We start from the raw sequence: 14343 nt of genomic DNA on the forward strand, positions 1-14343 counted from the left end.
TGCCCATGTCTACGATGACCGGGTTGAGTTCTTCCTCGGGCCGGACCGGGTGATGACCGCCGACCGGGTCCGCGTCAAACATGCGCAGCGAGGACACAATACCGATTTCCGGCACTCCATCGGCAACCTGAAGCGCAAGCCCCAGGCCCTGCGCTATCCGCGGCCTTGGCCCTCAACTTCGGCCCGATGGCGAGCAGGCGGCCGGCGCGGCGCTCGAGCTCGGCGAAAAGATCAATGGCGCGCAGCGCAGCGCGCGCCTGCGCGGCCAGCAGGCTGTTGGCCCGATCGGATTCCGTTCGGCACCAGCAGCCAGAGCGGCAGTGACTGGTCGACGCGGCCGGCCCATGCCCACAGCTAAGGCCGCCTCGCCGCCCAGCAAAGGGATTGCATTGGTCCAGCCTAGCCACTGCGCGAGCAAGGCATCGGCCAGCCAGGCTCCGAGAACGCGCCCGAAGCCGCAACACTCCGAGCCGCGAACGCCCCGACCAGCGTTTCGAACGTCCCGGTGTTGGCGGCAAGCTGGCGGAGATCGTCCGTCAGATCGCTGACCGCCTCGTCACTGCGCGTGAGGCCGAGATCTTCCAGCACCGCGGCGAGGTTCTTCTCCGTAAGCAGATCCTCCACTGCCGAGATGCCAGCCGACGCCAGGCGAGGAGCAAAAAACCGGCGGGCCCGACATTGTCGCCCGGCCGTGTGAGCAGCACAGCGTCGCCCAGCGCGCTTTCATCCTCGACGCGGCCGGCCTGCTTGGCCGTTGCCGCGGCCGCCGAAAGCGCCAGGCGCTGCCGCCAGGCACCGGCCCATCGCTCCTGCCGGCGGCCTATCGCATCGAGCGCGCCGAGGGCGGCGCCGGCGGCGCCGGCGGCGCGCCCGACGTCCTCAACCTCTTTCCCGCAAGGGCCTTGCGCATCCGGGACGGCCCGGCGCAGCCAGGCCGGCACCGTCGCCATCGGCGCGGCCGCCGTGGTGCCGGGAAGGATGCCGTGGTGGCGTCGGGAGGAGTTCGGGCGCAGAATCATCGCCGGCATGATGATTCATTGCGGCGCTTACGACAACACAAATGGCAGGAATCCGCCGCACCTGTCGCGGGCCAGTCATGTCCGATAAGCTTGCCTTATCGGACGTGGAATACAACAGTCCGACCCATAGCAGCAATCGCCATATCGCTCATGAAAAGCTCATCGGCGGCCGTGCCGGCCTGAGCCATTACCCCCAGAAGTCCCGGCGCGGGGCGACCCAAAGACGGGGAGCACGTCAGCTCTGACTTTGTCACGGCACTCAAGGCAGCAGCAGCGATATGGCTCGCATTTGATCGCGTTGGAGCAAATCTGGGGATTCATTTGGAACCTCATCAAGGTCTGGCGGCTCGGATCCAACTTCCTTGCAACTGTCGAAACGCTCAGCTCTTTGACCAGCTCGGCTAACGCAGCCAGACCGCCAGATCAGAAAGAGCACGCTTGCGAAATACGCCAGCTGAAGGAGCAGCGAACAAGCCAGCGTCGTGACTACTACTGCGCCGATGGAATGAGAAGCGAAGTAGACGGTCAGAGCGGTGCTGCAAAGGACCATTCCCAGGACGCGACAGAAGATTTTAAAGGGCAATGCCGTTCTCCTGGATTGTCCACCAAATCACGCAGCGACATTGTCGGCCGCAATATGGGTCTGGCAGTTCTTCGGGCAGACGCGGGCGCAGGCTCCGCAGCCAATGCAGCGGCCGGGATGGTTGACGACCATGATCATGCGATTGAGCTCGCCATCGAAATCGTCGTCTTCGCCGTCGCAGGCGCCGAGGATTTCACCCGCGTCATCGACGCCATAAAGATGCATAACCTCGCGCGAGCAGACTTTGAAACAGCGGCCGCAGCCGATGCAGGTCGCGCCGTCTATAGCGGTGAGATATTCCGGCACCCATCCGGAGCCGTCGCGGGTGGTGAATGTGCTCGTCATCGTAACTTCTTCATTGAAGCGAGCTCTCTCCTGGCACCATCCAACTCGGCAAAAACGGCCGACGTTTCTTCGGCAACTTCCTCTATCTCCGTCCATTTTCCCGGGAGATCCTCTGCAAGGTCGCGCAATTTCATCTTGGCAAGTGCCGCGCGCAGCTGAAGCTTTCGGACTTTCGTTCCCATCTCATCCAGCTTTGACATAGATCGTTCCTCGAAATCGGTGTCTTCACGCCCGCGCCACGTCGCGATAGGCTTCAATGGCTGCGGGCGCATCGTCGACCAGTTTCGTACCGACCTCCGGGAGTTTCCTGAACGTCTCGAAGCCGAACCGGTGGATGGTCACGACAGAGAGACCAACCGCTCGCCGTGAAACAATCGTCCGAGGCCCCAATGGGTTTCATCTCCATCATTGGCGATGTCATCCGGCCGGAGCGCTCCTCGATCCTAAGCCCGACGGCCGTGTAGAACATATCGAGCCTCCACAGCACGTCCGGATCGGGGTATCCCATGCCACGGATCGCCTGGCGCTTTTTTCTGGTGGGAAGTCGGCCAGCAGCGTGGCGTTCGATTTGCCTTCCTATAACCAGTAGGACACCTGAGCACGGAGAACCGCACCAGGCATTTGACGAACGGGGGGCAAGGGCCGCCTCGTCCTCGTTGAGGCCGGGCTGACCGCGGCATCAGACATTTCGCCTTCTCCTCATTTCAGTCCTCTTCCTCGAAGGACGATATCTGTTTTCTGGGACGCCTACTTCGGGCACACTTGCTCAGCCGACGCCTAGCTCGGCGCCGCTGATTCCACGCAATTGATGTCCCTCGGGCCGACCTTGAACACGTCCTCGACTGCGAAGTCTTCCACGCGAATTCGCATCGAACATCGCTTCCGCCGCAATGCGGGAGGCCATGAAGATTCGAGCCTCGATCCTGCTGCAAACGATCGACCAAGTGCTGCATGGACCTCCTTGCTGCGCTCACGCCAACCACGCGTCCAACTTGGTCCGGGCCTCGACGGCCGTTGGAGCGTCTTCATCAGCCGCGATCCCGACGACCTCAAGTCCGCTGTCCTTGTATTTCTCCTGTAGCGGCATCAGCTCGAGCATCTCCGCCGCACATAGTTCGCACCAAGTTGCCCAAAAATTCGACGATATAGGCTTTGCCGGGCTGGAAGTCCGCAAGGGGCTCGCCACGCAGCCAGTCCTCCACTTTGGTCGAAGGAGCCGGTGACCCCATCCGCAACATCATCTTGCCCTCCAGAGCTATTGCCAAAGGTTGCGTGACCTTATGCGCAAGCTTGTTCCCCTTTGAGACGGGGCACGAGGGTTCAACGAAGGGAGAGCATTGTTCGTCTTGCGCATCTGCGTGCAGTCAGCCTTCAATAGTGTTGCTGAATCTCAATTCGCAAAGGCCGTGCCAACGCGCTCATCGTACGGTAAACGCTTGATTATACTTAAAAGTTGTGAGGCGCTGCAAGATAGCCGGTTGTATTGGACGCGACATGTTTTCTGCCATTGTCAGGTCTTGGACACGCATCACCCGCTTCCCGTCGAGACAGAAGCGTGGCCATGGACGTCTCGACATATAGGAACGAACAGATGGACATCATGACTGCTTGGCTAGCGCCAGCCCCGTCATCATCCTCCGCCTCAAGCTGCTTGAGCTTCTTGCCGTTCCGGTCGCTCAGCGGTAACGCCATTGCAATTGCAGGCGCCGCTCCATCCGAGCATCGCCTCTGCCCTACCTCTTCCGCTTGGCGCTTGAATTCCTGGTGGCGACCCAGGAGTTCTTCACGACGACGCCGGTTATGTCCGGCTGCGGGTCGCGAGTGCCGTTATCGCCAGATGATGATCGTGGGGAAGAGGGCCAGGATGAATGCCGGCCTGTGCCGGGCCGGTGAACTCTCCCGGGTCCTACTTTTGTTGCTCTGTCCCTTCGCAGGACCTACAGGGACCACATGGTGCGATGTGAGCGCTGTCGGAATTGACCGGCCTCAAGCCCGCTCGGTCGCCACGCGGTGGGCCGGGCAAACTGAAAACGCCGAAGATGCGGCCGCCCCCGCCACTGACCCGGCTACCATCCCAGACGATGACACGTGATTGATGCCACCGTTCGCGCCAGGGCCGGCAAGAGCCCGACGTCGGACTCGAAGGTCGGTGCCTTGGCCGCTGCACGGTCGTTGCCGTGTTCATTTCCCGGCCAGTGGTGAAGGAAATCGTGATAACGCCAATACGATGAGGCTACGGTCCGAACGCGGCCTGCCGCGCTGAAACGACTCTCTTTCTCGACCTGACGCCGGCTCGAGTATCTGTGTTTGAGCGCATTGAGGACGCTTGGGCTTCTGCCCGGCCGTTTGTCTGCGCGTTACGGGTTGTCTCGGCGAGCAGACACCGAGCGCGTTAGAGGCGTCCGGGGAATGTGCTTCGCGACGGCGCTCGCAAGTTGCTCGCGAAACCTGCTCGTTTGCGGCGACCTTCCTGCGACTTGGTATCAGGTAGGTGACCAGCGGAGTAGAGCTTGGAACAGCGTCGGTGCCACTTCAGAACCCGTCAGCGGGCCACAAACAGCGGCAATGGCGGCTTGCCAACTATCCATCTTGTCACGCTACCAAAGAGCCGCTCGCGCAGCCGGCGGCTGCCATAAGCGCCCATGACGATCACGTCGGCAGACGTGTCGATTGCGTGCTGCGCTAGCACCGTCGCCACCGGTTTGCCGCGGCTCGTCAGCCGGTGACCGAAACCCTAGCACCGTGCCGAGTGAGATAGGCAGCAATATCGGCTCCCGGCTCGGCGCCGTTTCCGGTGCAGGTCGCCTCCGGATCGACGACTGCGACACGAACTTCCTCAGCACCGGATAGCAGATCCAGCGCTTCCCGAACCGAACGGGACGTCTCGACTCGCGAATCCCAGCCGACCAGGACGCGCCGTGGGGACAGAGAGTCCCCAGCGCCCTCCGGTACGACAAGCACCGGCTTTCCCGTATCGAACAAGCTGCCGTTTATAACAAGCGGTCCCAAACTAGTCTCATTGAGAAGTGCGGGGCCGACGATTGTCAGGTCGGTGCAGAGCGCCCGCCGTCGCACCGCGTCACCGACGCCAGCCTTGTCGCAGTGTTCGGTGTCGACATCATAGCAGCGCCACGTGGCTCTCAGCACTTTGTGAATTTCCCTCGATGTCTTTTCCAGGTTGGCCATGTCCTGTGAAAATTCCCGTGCGGCAATGTGGTGTGCGCGATGTCTAGACCACTCGGCGATGCCACCGCCCAACGGCGGAGGGGACCCAATAAGCGGAGGCGACATCAGGAGCGGCGGAGGCGATACAATTAATACGGAAAGATATGCGCCGACCTCGGCGCACAAGCGAGCAGCTATTGCCACGTCCTGATCGGAATGGTCAGCTCCCGTCACACTGAGTATTTTCTTGAAGGCCATCTGACTGCTTCCCCCTGAGATGTCGCGCCCGTAGCGCGTTTTCGAACCGCAAGACTTGCCTTCCAACGAAGATGGAGAGTGGCACACCATCCGTTCGCGATTCAGTCGTCCAGCTTCTCGAGCGAGTAGCCCGCAGACCTGACAGTATGAATGACGCTACCTGGCGAGGCCGCCTTCAGCGCCTTTCTGATCCGGCTGATATGGACGTCGACAGTGCGTTCACCGACATGGATATTGTCTGGCCAGGCCGCGTCGATCAGCTCGTCTCGGCTGAAGACCTTGCCGGGAGCCTCAAGAAATTGCCGCAGCAGGTTGAATTCGAGAGGTCCGAGATGGATGTCGTGGCCATTACCTCGAACGCGGTGAGCATCGAGCTTCATCTCAAGGCTGCCGCAACAGAGCCAGCTGCCGTTTTTTATCCCGTTCGAACCCGGCTGTGGCAGAGCCAACTTCGTGCGTAGACAGTCAAGCAGCTTGGCCGGTGCGAAGGGCCGCACAAAGCTCTCGTCAACACCTGCCTTCAAGAGATCGAGGTGCTGGTTCTCGGCGCCGGGCGCGATCAACGCAATGACGGGCAGGCGGCCGGTCCGGGGCTCCCCCTTGAACCGGGCGCAGATTGTGGAGCCTGCCGCGCTTGCTGGCCCGCAGTCCAGGACTACCGCCTGGAGCTCCCGTTGATCGGCCAATGCAAGTGCTTCCTTCACGCCGCCTGCCGGCTCACTCGTGAAGCCGTCCACCCCCAGAATGTGGCTGAGGAACAGATACAACTCCGCATCTTGCGAACAGATCAGTACCACTGGCTTCATCAGCGCTACCCCAACAACCACATCGGCCTCGACCGCCTCGATTGAGAGGGCTCGCATGTCCTCAAGGCCTGACATGATCCCCTCGATCGAAAATCGCTTCCATCACGCCCGCGCCACCTCAGGATAAGCCTCAATGGCTGCGGTGGCATCGCCGGCCAGTTGGGTACCGGCCGCGGCGAGTTTCCACAACGTCTCGAAACCGAACCGGTGGACGTCGCGCAGGGTTTTCGACAGAACGACCAACCGCCCGGCCGTGAAAAGCACGCGCCCGAAGCCCTCATAGCTCATCTCCATGATCGGGGATGCCATCAGGCCGGAGCGTTCCTCAATCGCAAGCCCGACGGCGGTGTAGAACTTATCGAGCCTCCACAGCACGTCCGGATCGGGATCGCCGATGATTGGAATTGCACGGCGCTGTTCCCTGGTGATGATGAAGTCGCCCAGCAGCTCGGCGTCCGACTTGCCTTCCCATGACCCGTGGGAATCATTGGCACGGATCAGCCGCACGAGGCATTTGACGAACGGGGTGGCAAGGGCCGCCTCGTCGGTGGCGGCAGCGCCAACAGCGGCTTCAAACATTTCGCCCACTCCTCATTTTAGTCCTCGTCCTCGAAGAAGGGTTTCTGTTCAGCGACACCTGCCTGCGCCAGCACCTTGCGCAGCCAAGGGGGAGGACACGTTCTGAGCATCATCTGCGTGCGCAACAGCACCTCTTGGATGGTCTGGGGCTGCGGCACTTTGATCGGATGGATCTTTGCGGAAACAAGTTTGGCTGCCGAAGGTCCGCCGATCGCCAGACAAAACAGGAGATGACAGCCCTTTAGCGCTTCCACCTTCGGGGTGATGCGGACATCGCCCTCAGTTCGATGCTTCCCGCTCTCGTCGGAAACGTCATCGAAGGCCACGGCTTCCACGAGATTCCACTCCTCGCGCATCACGTCGTAGACAGCAAAGCGCCTGGCCGATCCGAAATGGGCGTTGAGGTTCTTCATGTCCTGCGTGGCGATCGCCACGCGCAATGCGCCCGCTTGGCGTTCCGGCGTCGGTGCGTGAACCTCGTCAGTGACGAGCGAGAGGCGACGGACGGAGCTCATCTGGCATTTCTCGCTTACGGAGTGGATCAAGCGCCTCAGGCGTCGGCGCTCGCCCGTTGGCTTCGAAAATGTTCGCAACCTCGAAGATCAGGTCGCGGGTCCCCTGGTAGAGGATTGTGAGCTTGTGCTGGGCCCCGAGCCGGTCGAAGATCGGGAAGCCGACCCGCATGAGCGGAATGCCGAGACGCTGCGCCGCCTGGCGGCCGTGGGAATGAGTAACGAGAAGATCAGCGCCGGCGCCAAGCGCTTCCAAATCGCCGAGATCGCCGATTTGAACCGACTGCGCCGGTACTTCCTCCAGAATTTTCGACATAGCGGCCGTTGTGACCGCCGCCGCGATTTCGGAGCCCATGCCGATGAAGAAGCTCGCGAGTTGGTAGAGTTGGTCTGGTTCAGCAGCGATCGCAATTTTCTTGCCTCCAAAGTGGAAATGTCCGTCGAGCAACGCGTCCTGCAACTGCGCCCGCCGACGGCGCACCCCAGCCGGCGCCGCCGCGGCCGAAACTGCGGACAGGAGCGAGACGAACCGGTCGGTGTCCGTCAATCCAGTCAACGACCGGAACAGCACGTAAGAAACCCCGGTCAACCTCTGCAGCACCTCGGCCGGGCGGCGCATATGCTCACCGATGACAACGCATCGCTCGGCCGTGCCAAGCTCGCGAATATCCTCGACGCTGGTGCCGCCATAGGTGGTCGTGACCCAACGGTCGGGCACCGTACCGTCGAGCGAGCCGGAGAGGTCCGGCAAAATTACCGGCTTCAGTCCAAAGCTCTCAACCATCTCGCGCAAATGCTGAATGTCAGCCACAGTGAGGTTCCAGCCAGGCAGGATCACGATCTTCTTAGATTGCCGCGCCTGCTCGCCGGGCCGTGTAATCCCTTCGATCATCGCGGTGACAGCTTTGGCCCAGCCCTCTTCGATCGCGCCATCGAAATCCGGTGTGTTGGCCAGCACCACCTCCGTACCCGCGAGTTCTTCGGTGCGCTTCAGCCTGATACTGGCGATGTCTCCTGCACAGTCTTCGCCCCGGGTTTCCACAAGCGCCGTCGTGCAAATCCCGATCAGCGTTGGCTTTGTGCGGGCCTTGAGGTTGAGGATCGCCTCTTCCAGATGGTCTGCCCCGCCGAGGATCGTTGCCATCTCGTCAATCGCGGTTGTCTGCAAGGGAATGGCTTCCTTGAAATGTCGCACGAAGAGCACGAGGGCGAAGCTGGTGCACCCCTGGCTGCCGTGGAACAAGGGCATCGCGCCGTCGACGCCAAGAAAGGCCAAGGCGGCACCCAATGGCTGCGATGACTTCAGCGGATTGACCGCCGCCGCTTTGGTCTGGGGAAGGATGCGGACCATCGACTCTCCTCAACACTCGCCGAAATCAGCGGCCGTCGTGCCGGAGAATTCCTGGACAGCATGCAAGGTCACGGTCTCGCTTTTCGTGCGCGGCAGTTCCTCCCTCACCGCAGGCTGGCAATCCCATGGTGCCGGCTCGCGTACCTGGCACCAGATGGGGTTTTGAATGGCCAGGTCGATCTGGCGTACGAGTTCCACCATGCCGTCATAGCCGGCGTAAGGGTGTTGGCGCTCCTGGTTGATATCGAGCCAGGGCGTCTTGGCCTTCAGAGCGACGAATTGCGTGCGCCCGCCTGATAGCAGGATATCGGCCTTGTGTTCGGAGAGCATGGCGTAAAGCTCGCGCGCTGCCATTTGCTCGAATATATGGTTGTCGTCCTTGAGGATCTGCTTTATCCGCTCTTTGTCTTCGACGGTCGACTTCTTGACAGAGGTGCCGACGATCTCGATCCCGATCTCCATCAGCGCATGGACGACCGACCAGGACTTCACGCCGCCGGTGTTGAGCAGCACGCGCTTGCCTTCGAGCCTCGGCCGGTAGGCCGCTAGGTTCTTCCAGGCGATCGCCTCTTCCTCTGCAATCAATAGCTCGGTGCGGCCGAGGATCTCCGGATCAGCACCCTGCTTGACGAGCAGCTCAGATATGTTCCGGAGTGCATCCGAGGTATCGGTGATCCCGTAGAAGGAGCCTTCGAAGAACGGGATGTCCCAGCGCTCGTCCATCTTGCGTGCCAGATTGATGAGCGCGGTCGAGCACACCATCATAGCCGCCCGGGCGCGGTGCGCGCCGGCAATATCGACGTAACGGGCGTCACCCGGAATGCAGGCGCGCACCCGGATCCCGAGCCGATCCAGCAGCGGCTTCACCAGCCAGAATTCGCCCGAGAGGTTGAATTCGCCAAGAATGTTGATGTCGTAAGGGCCGGGATCGTCGGGCTCGGCCGTGCCGATGACATGCTTGAGCAACGCCTCGCCGGCAAGCTTGTTGCCAAGATTCTTGGAGCCGACGAAGCCCGGCGCATTGACAGGTATAACGGCCAAGCCGAACTTTTCCGCCGCGCGCTGGCAGACGGCCTCTATGTCGTCGCCGATCAGCGCCGTCACGCAGGTTGGATAGACGAAGATCGCCGGCGGCCCATACGCTTCCTTGATCTCGCGGATCGCCTTGAAGAGCTTCCGCTCGCCCTTCCCCATGACAACATCGAGTTCGGTGAGGTCGGTCGTGAAGCTCGTGCGCCACAGCGTTGGCCCGGACGAAGCCGCACCGCGGTTGTCCCAGGAATTGCCCTCGCAGGCGAGCGGCCCATGGACCAGGTGTGCGACGTCCGTGATTGGCTGCAGCACGATCTTGGCGCCATCGAAGGCACAGCCGCCGGCCGCCGCCCCGGGGATCAGTGGCTTCGAACAGCCCTCCTTGCGCGCCTTGGCATCCTTGCCGCGGTTCTTTTCGCAGCCAGGCTCGTTGAAGACATCCTGGATTTTGGCTCTGAGCAAGGACATTGCGTCGGTCTCCAAAGTCCCTCGGGAAGACGACCGGCCAAACCCGACCGTCAAGCTTAGCGGGTGAGGTCATACGAATAGTCCGTCACGCCCGTCTCGCTTGTCTCGCGATCGAGCTTGTCGAAGATCTTGTCGAGGATCGTCGTCAGCACGCGCAACCCGCCTTGGTAACCCATCAGCGCAAACCGATGGTGATGGTGGCGATCGAAGATCGGAAACGTCAGCCTGATCAGCGGCGTGCCGGTGTCGCGCTCCAGATACTTGCCATAGGAGTTGCCGATCAGCAGGTCCACCGGCTCGGTGAAGAGCAGCGAGCGCATCGCCCAGAGGTCCTTGCCCGCCCAGACTTTAGCATCCTTGCCGAAGGGCGATGATGCAAGCAGTTCCTTCAACTCCGCTTCCCATGCCGACGTGCCGTTGGTGGCGAGGCAATGGGTCGGTTCGCCGCCCGTCTCCATGATGAAGCGGGCCATGGCGTAGACAAAGTCCGGATCGCCGTAAATGGCGTATTTCTTACCGTGCAGCCAGGATTGGCTGTCCGCCATGGCGTCGACAAGTCGGCCGCGCTCGAGGCGGATTGCCTCGGGGATTTGCTTGCCGGAAATCGCGGAGACCTCCACGAGGAAGTCGTCGGTTGCCTGGACTCCGAGCGGGTAATGGAACGAGGACGTCGCCTGCCCCACCCCCTCGCAATACTCCAGTGTTTTTCTGGTGTTGTAATGCTGCAGCGACAGCGTCGCCTCGGCGTTGAGTGCCTTCCTCACGTCTTCGATCTTCGTGCCGCCGTCATACATGCGGTATTCGCCGTCGGACGGCGTGTCGAACTGGTCAGAGGCGTCTTGGATGAAGGTGTAGGATACGCCTATCAGGTCGAGCAGGCGCTTGAGTTCCCGGTTGTTGCCAACACAGAATCCGTCGAAGCCCGGAATGACGTTGATGGTCCCCTCGGCTTCCGTTCGCTCCTCCCCTTTCCAGAAATGCTCCAAAATGCCCTTGACCGTAACGTCATAGCCGTCGACATGGCTGCCGACGAAGGCCGGCGTATGGGCGAAAGGCACGTCGAAGTCGCGCGGGACCGAGCCTTCGTCCTTGGCGTTTTCGATGAAGCTGTGCAGATCGTCGCCAATGACCTCCGCCATACAAGTGGTCGAGACGGCGATCATCTTCGGGTCGTAGAGTTGGTACGTGTTGGCGAGCCCATCGACTAGGTTCTTCAGGCCGCCGAACACTGCCGCGTCCTCGGTCATCGAGGAGGAAACCGCCGAAGCAGGCTCCTTGAAATGGCGCGACAGGTGCGAGCGGTAATAGGCGACGCAGCCCTGGCTGCCGTGGACGAAGGACATGGTTCGCTCGAAGCCTGCGGCCGCGAACACCGCGCCGAGCGGCTGGCAGGCCTTGGCGGGGTTCACGAGCAGGGCTTGGCGAGCAAGGTTCTTTTCGCGGTATTCCCACGTCTTGGTGAATTCGCCTTGGTCGGTAACGATCTGGTCCGGGTGAGGGCATTCGAAATTCAGCCTCTTCTCGGCGAGCATCTGCCTGTATTCCGGCTCGCGGAACAGGGGCGCGTGGTCGAGAACTTTTTCAGCCGACTGCGGCATGGGTGGTTACCTCTTTCCATCTGGCCCGCCATACGGCGGCACAGGGACGTCGAAACGTTTTCAGGTCTCCCGCGGACAAGCGGCCACAGGCGTTAGCGGCCTCCCGGCTTCCGGGAGGCCAGGGTTTCATTCGGCTGCGATCGCCGCCGACGGCTCGGCTTTTTTCTTCCAGGGGGCGTCGTAGAGGTTCCAGACCGGGTTGTTGATGGCCAGGTCCATATCGCGCGCGAAGATGGCGAACCCGTCGTAGCCATGATACGGGCCGGAATAATCCCAGGAATGCATTTGACGGAACGGTATGCCCATCTTCTGGACCGGGTACTTTTCTTTGATGCCGGAGCCCACGAGATCAGGACGGATCCCCTCGATGAACTTCTCCAGCTCGTAACCAGTCACGTCGTCATAGATCAGCGTGCCCTTTTTCACGTAGTGGCCGGTGCGCTGATAGTCGTCGTTATGGCCAAATTCATAGCCAGTGCCGACGATCACCATGCCCAGGTCCTCATATGCGGTGACGACGTGACGGGGGCGCAGCCCGCCGACATAGAGCATCACCGTCCTGCCTTCGAGGCGCGGCCGGTACTTGGCTATGACCGCCTCGACCAGCGGCCGGTATTTGGCGATGACCGCCTCGGCCTTCGCCTTGATTTCCGGCCCGAAGTGCTTGGCTATCTTGCGCAGAGAGGCTTCGGTCTGGGAGGGCCCGAAGAAATTATACTCCATCCAGGCGATGCCATACTTTTCCTCCATGTGCCGGCAGATGTAGTTCATCGACCTGTAGCAATGGATGAGATTGAGTTTCGCCTTTGGCGCTCGCTCTATTTCGGCCAGCGTAGCGTCGCCCGACCAGTTGCCGACCACGCGCAGACCCATCTCCTCGAGCAGGATGCGCGAAGCCCAGGCGTCGCCGCCGATATTATAGTCCCCGACCACATTGACATCGTACGGGCCGGCCTCGAACTCGAGGTCCTTCTTCTCGAACACCCAGTCGCGGATCGCGTCGTTGGCGATGTGGTGGCCGAGGGATTGCGAGACGCCGCGGAAGCCCTCGCAGCGCACCGGCACGATTGTCTTTCCGTGCTGCTTGGCCTTGTTGCGGGATACAGCTTCGGTGTCGTCGCCAATCAGGCCAATCGGGCATTCGGATTGCACAGTCATGCCCTTGTTCAGCGGAAACAGTTCCTCGATCTCGTCGATGATCCGTTCGAGCTTCTTGTCGCCGCCGAAAACAATGTCCTTCTCCTGGAAATCGGAGGTGAACTGCATGGTGACGAACGTGTCGATGCCGGTCGTGCCGAGGTAGTAGTTGCGGCGTTGAGACCAGGAATATTGCCCGCAGCCGACCGGCCCGTGCGAGATATGGACCATATCCTTGACTGGACCCCACACCACTCCTTTCGAGCCGGCATAGGCGCAGCCGCGAATCGTCATCACGCCGGGGATGGACTTGATGTTCGATTTGACATCGCATTCAGAAAGGACCTCGCTTTCCTCGCCAGCCTCGTCGCCGCTTTTTGCGACGCTGAGGTGCTTTTTGCGGCGCTTCGCCGACTTGTCAGGATATTGCGACAGCACTTCCTCGATAAGCTTCGCATGGAGGGCACCGTCATTCTCGTATTCCAGGCTCATGGGACCCCTTTCAAGGTTCAGGGACGCCTCACCGACGAGGCGCCGTTCTTTGAAAGGCGCACCAGGTCAGGCGGCGCCTTATGTCGCAGCGGTCGCTACTGTGCGGCCGCCTTAGCCGCTTCCTTGACCTGAAGCTCGGCAAGCATCTGCTCGTCGGTCTTCATGATGCCGAAGTCGAGCAGCATGTCCTCGAGCTCCTCCATGGTGATCGGGGTCGGGATGGTGCCCTGGCCCGAATTCCCATGGATCTTCTCGGCCAGCGCCCTGTATTCCCCGGCCTGCTTGGAGTCCGGCGCATACTGGATCACAGACATCTTCCTGAGCTCGGCGTGCTGGACGATGTTGTCGCGCGGCACGAAGTGGATAAGTTTGGAATTGAGCCTGGAAGCAAGCGCCTCGGCGAGGTCGAGTTCGCGGTCGGTTTGGCGCTCGTTGCAGATCAGGCCGCCGAGCCGCACGCCGCCCGAATGGGCGTATTTCAGGATACCCTTGGCGATGTTGTTGGCGGCATAGAGCGCCATCATCTCGCCGGACATGACGATATAGATTTCCTGGGCCTTGTTCTCGCGGATCGGCATCGCGAAACCGCCACACACCACATCCCCGAGCACGTCGTAGGAGACATAGTCGACGTCGTCGTAGGCGCCGTTCTCCTCGAGGAAGTTGATTGAGGTGATCACGCCGCGGCCGGCGCAGCCGACACCCGGCTCGGGCCCGCCCGACTCCACGCATTTGATGCCTTTGTACCCGACCTTGAGCACGTCCGCGAGTTCCAGGTCTTCCACCGAACCTTCCTCTGCCGCGAGGTGCAGCACCGTATCCTGCGCCTTCGCGTTCAGGATCAGGCGGGTGGAGTCGGCTTTGGGGTCGCAGCCGACGATGAGGATTCTCTGCCCGAGGTCGACAAGGGCGGCGAGCGTATTTTGGGAGGTGGTGGACTTGCCGATGCCGCCCTTGCCGTAAAAGGCGATCTGACGCAAACCTGACATGTAGCTTTC

The 14343-nt window shown here is 61.2% G+C and carries 15 protein-coding genes and 2 pseudogenes; all 17 read right to left on the minus strand.

What is annotated here, in order from left to right:
* Positions 1-536: 536 nt before the first annotated feature.
* The 17 genes and pseudogenes from NKI06_RS30945 to nifH all read right to left on the minus strand — a co-directional run bounded on the left by NKI06_RS30945 (position 537) and on the right by nifH (position 14334).
* The gene (locus tag NKI06_RS30945) at positions 537-1028 is read right to left on the minus strand and encodes a DUF1403 family protein (protein ID WP_502900621.1); all 492 of its coding nucleotides are present in this window, start codon (positions 1026-1028) and stop codon (positions 537-539) included.
* 250 nt (positions 1029-1278) lie between these two features.
* Positions 1279-1569, minus strand: a complete 291-nt coding sequence (locus NKI06_RS26695; protein WP_352987637.1) for an exopolysaccharide production repressor protein — start codon at positions 1567-1569, stop codon at positions 1279-1281.
* Positions 1570-1629: 60 nt separating this feature from the next.
* A complete protein-coding gene (fdxB, locus tag NKI06_RS26700; protein ID WP_352631468.1) occupies positions 1630-1947 on the minus strand; it encodes a ferredoxin III, nif-specific in 318 nt (105 codons plus the stop codon).
* On the minus strand, positions 1944-2147 hold the full coding sequence (locus tag NKI06_RS26705; protein WP_023775263.1) for a CCE_0567 family metalloprotein: 204 nt from the start codon (positions 2145-2147) through the stop codon (positions 1944-1946). The genes fdxB and NKI06_RS26705 overlap by 4 nt, the downstream gene beginning before the upstream one ends.
* A 25-nt stretch (positions 2148-2172) precedes the next feature.
* On the minus strand, positions 2173-2289 hold the full coding sequence (locus NKI06_RS26710; protein WP_352987626.1) for a DUF269 domain-containing protein: 117 nt from the start codon (positions 2287-2289) through the stop codon (positions 2173-2175).
* A gap of 97 nt (positions 2290-2386) precedes the next feature.
* Positions 2387-2455 (minus strand): annotated as a pseudogene (locus tag NKI06_RS26715) (NifX-associated nitrogen fixation protein); the annotation flags it as partial.
* A 468-nt stretch (positions 2456-2923) separates the two neighbouring features.
* Positions 2924-3188: pseudogene (locus NKI06_RS26720) on the minus strand (TlpA disulfide reductase family protein); the annotation flags it as partial.
* Positions 3189-4489: 1301 nt separating this feature from the next.
* Entirely contained in the window at positions 4490-4645 is a 156-nt protein-coding gene (locus tag NKI06_RS26725) for a universal stress protein (protein WP_352987627.1), read from the minus strand.
* A 17-nt stretch (positions 4646-4662) separates the two neighbouring features.
* Complete coding sequence (locus tag NKI06_RS26730; RefSeq protein WP_352987628.1) at positions 4663-5370, minus strand: universal stress protein; 708 nt, start codon at positions 5368-5370, stop codon at positions 4663-4665.
* Positions 5371-5471: 101 nt separating this feature from the next.
* Positions 5472-6251: a winged helix-turn-helix transcriptional regulator gene (locus NKI06_RS26735; RefSeq protein WP_352987629.1), complete on the minus strand. Its 780-nt coding sequence runs from the start codon at positions 6249-6251 to the stop codon at positions 5472-5474.
* Between the two features lie 27 nt (positions 6252-6278).
* The gene (locus NKI06_RS26740) at positions 6279-6755 is read right to left on the minus strand and encodes a NifX-associated nitrogen fixation protein (protein ID WP_352987630.1); all 477 of its coding nucleotides are present in this window, start codon (positions 6753-6755) and stop codon (positions 6279-6281) included.
* Positions 6756-6772: 17 nt separating this feature from the next.
* The gene (gene nifX / locus NKI06_RS26745) at positions 6773-7270 is read right to left on the minus strand and encodes a nitrogen fixation protein NifX (protein WP_352987631.1); all 498 of its coding nucleotides are present in this window, start codon (positions 7268-7270) and stop codon (positions 6773-6775) included.
* Positions 7236-8618 carry a nitrogenase iron-molybdenum cofactor biosynthesis protein NifN gene (gene nifN / locus NKI06_RS26750; protein ID WP_352987632.1) on the minus strand — a complete coding sequence of 461 codons (1383 nt, stop codon included), beginning with the start codon at positions 8616-8618 and terminating at the stop codon, positions 7236-7238. The genes nifX and nifN overlap by 35 nt, the downstream gene beginning before the upstream one ends.
* A 9-nt stretch (positions 8619-8627) precedes the next feature.
* Positions 8628-10118, minus strand: a complete 1491-nt coding sequence (gene nifE / locus NKI06_RS26755; RefSeq protein ID WP_352987633.1) for a nitrogenase iron-molybdenum cofactor biosynthesis protein NifE — start codon at positions 10116-10118, stop codon at positions 8628-8630.
* A gap of 56 nt (positions 10119-10174) precedes the next feature.
* Positions 10175-11716 carry a nitrogenase molybdenum-iron protein subunit beta gene (gene nifK, locus NKI06_RS26760; protein WP_352987634.1) on the minus strand — a complete coding sequence of 514 codons (1542 nt, stop codon included), beginning with the start codon at positions 11714-11716 and terminating at the stop codon, positions 10175-10177.
* Between the two features lie 126 nt (positions 11717-11842).
* Entirely contained in the window at positions 11843-13345 is a 1503-nt protein-coding gene (nifD, locus tag NKI06_RS26765; protein ID WP_352987635.1) for a nitrogenase molybdenum-iron protein alpha chain, read from the minus strand.
* A gap of 95 nt (positions 13346-13440) precedes the next feature.
* Positions 13441-14334: a nitrogenase iron protein gene (gene nifH, locus NKI06_RS26770; RefSeq protein WP_023706403.1), complete on the minus strand. Its 894-nt coding sequence runs from the start codon at positions 14332-14334 to the stop codon at positions 13441-13443.
* Positions 14335-14343: the final 9 nt, after the last annotated feature.

This window comes from Mesorhizobium sp. M0772 (genome assembly GCF_040320135.1).
Classification (GTDB): Bacteria; Pseudomonadota; Alphaproteobacteria; order Rhizobiales; family Rhizobiaceae; genus Mesorhizobium.

Bases quoted from the DNA above. Each gene is read 5' to 3' on its own strand.
- NKI06_RS26705 (WP_023775263.1), bottom strand. From the start codon at position 2,147: ATGTCAAAGCTGGATGAGATGGGAACGAAAGTCCGAAAGCTTCAGCTG.
- NKI06_RS26730 (WP_352987628.1), bottom strand. From the start codon at position 5,370: ATGGCCTTCAAGAAAATACTCAGTGTGACGGGAGCTGACCATTCCGAT.
- nifH (WP_023706403.1), bottom strand. From the start codon at position 14,334: ATGTCAGGTTTGCGTCAGATCGCCTTTTACGGCAAGGGCGGCATCGGC.
- NKI06_RS30945 (WP_502900621.1), bottom strand. From the start codon at position 1,028: ATGCCGGCGATGATTCTGCGCCCGAACTCCTCCCGACGCCACCACGGC.
- nifE (WP_352987633.1), bottom strand. From the start codon at position 10,118: ATGTCCTTGCTCAGAGCCAAAATCCAGGATGTCTTCAACGAGCCTGGC.
- nifX (WP_352987631.1), bottom strand. From the start codon at position 7,270: ATGAGCTCCGTCCGTCGCCTCTCGCTCGTCACTGACGAGGTTCACGCA.
- nifK (WP_352987634.1), bottom strand. From the start codon at position 11,716: ATGCCGCAGTCGGCTGAAAAAGTTCTCGACCACGCGCCCCTGTTCCGC.
- nifN (WP_352987632.1), bottom strand. From the start codon at position 8,618: ATGGTCCGCATCCTTCCCCAGACCAAAGCGGCGGCGGTCAATCCGCTG.
- NKI06_RS26695 (WP_352987637.1), bottom strand. From the start codon at position 1,569: ATGGTCCTTTGCAGCACCGCTCTGACCGTCTACTTCGCTTCTCATTCC.
- NKI06_RS26740 (WP_352987630.1), bottom strand. From the start codon at position 6,755: ATGTTTGAAGCCGCTGTTGGCGCTGCCGCCACCGACGAGGCGGCCCTT.
- NKI06_RS26735 (WP_352987629.1), bottom strand. From the start codon at position 6,251: ATGTCAGGCCTTGAGGACATGCGAGCCCTCTCAATCGAGGCGGTCGAG.
- nifD (WP_352987635.1), bottom strand. From the start codon at position 13,345: ATGAGCCTGGAATACGAGAATGACGGTGCCCTCCATGCGAAGCTTATC.
- fdxB (WP_352631468.1), bottom strand. From the start codon at position 1,947: ATGACGAGCACATTCACCACCCGCGACGGCTCCGGATGGGTGCCGGAA.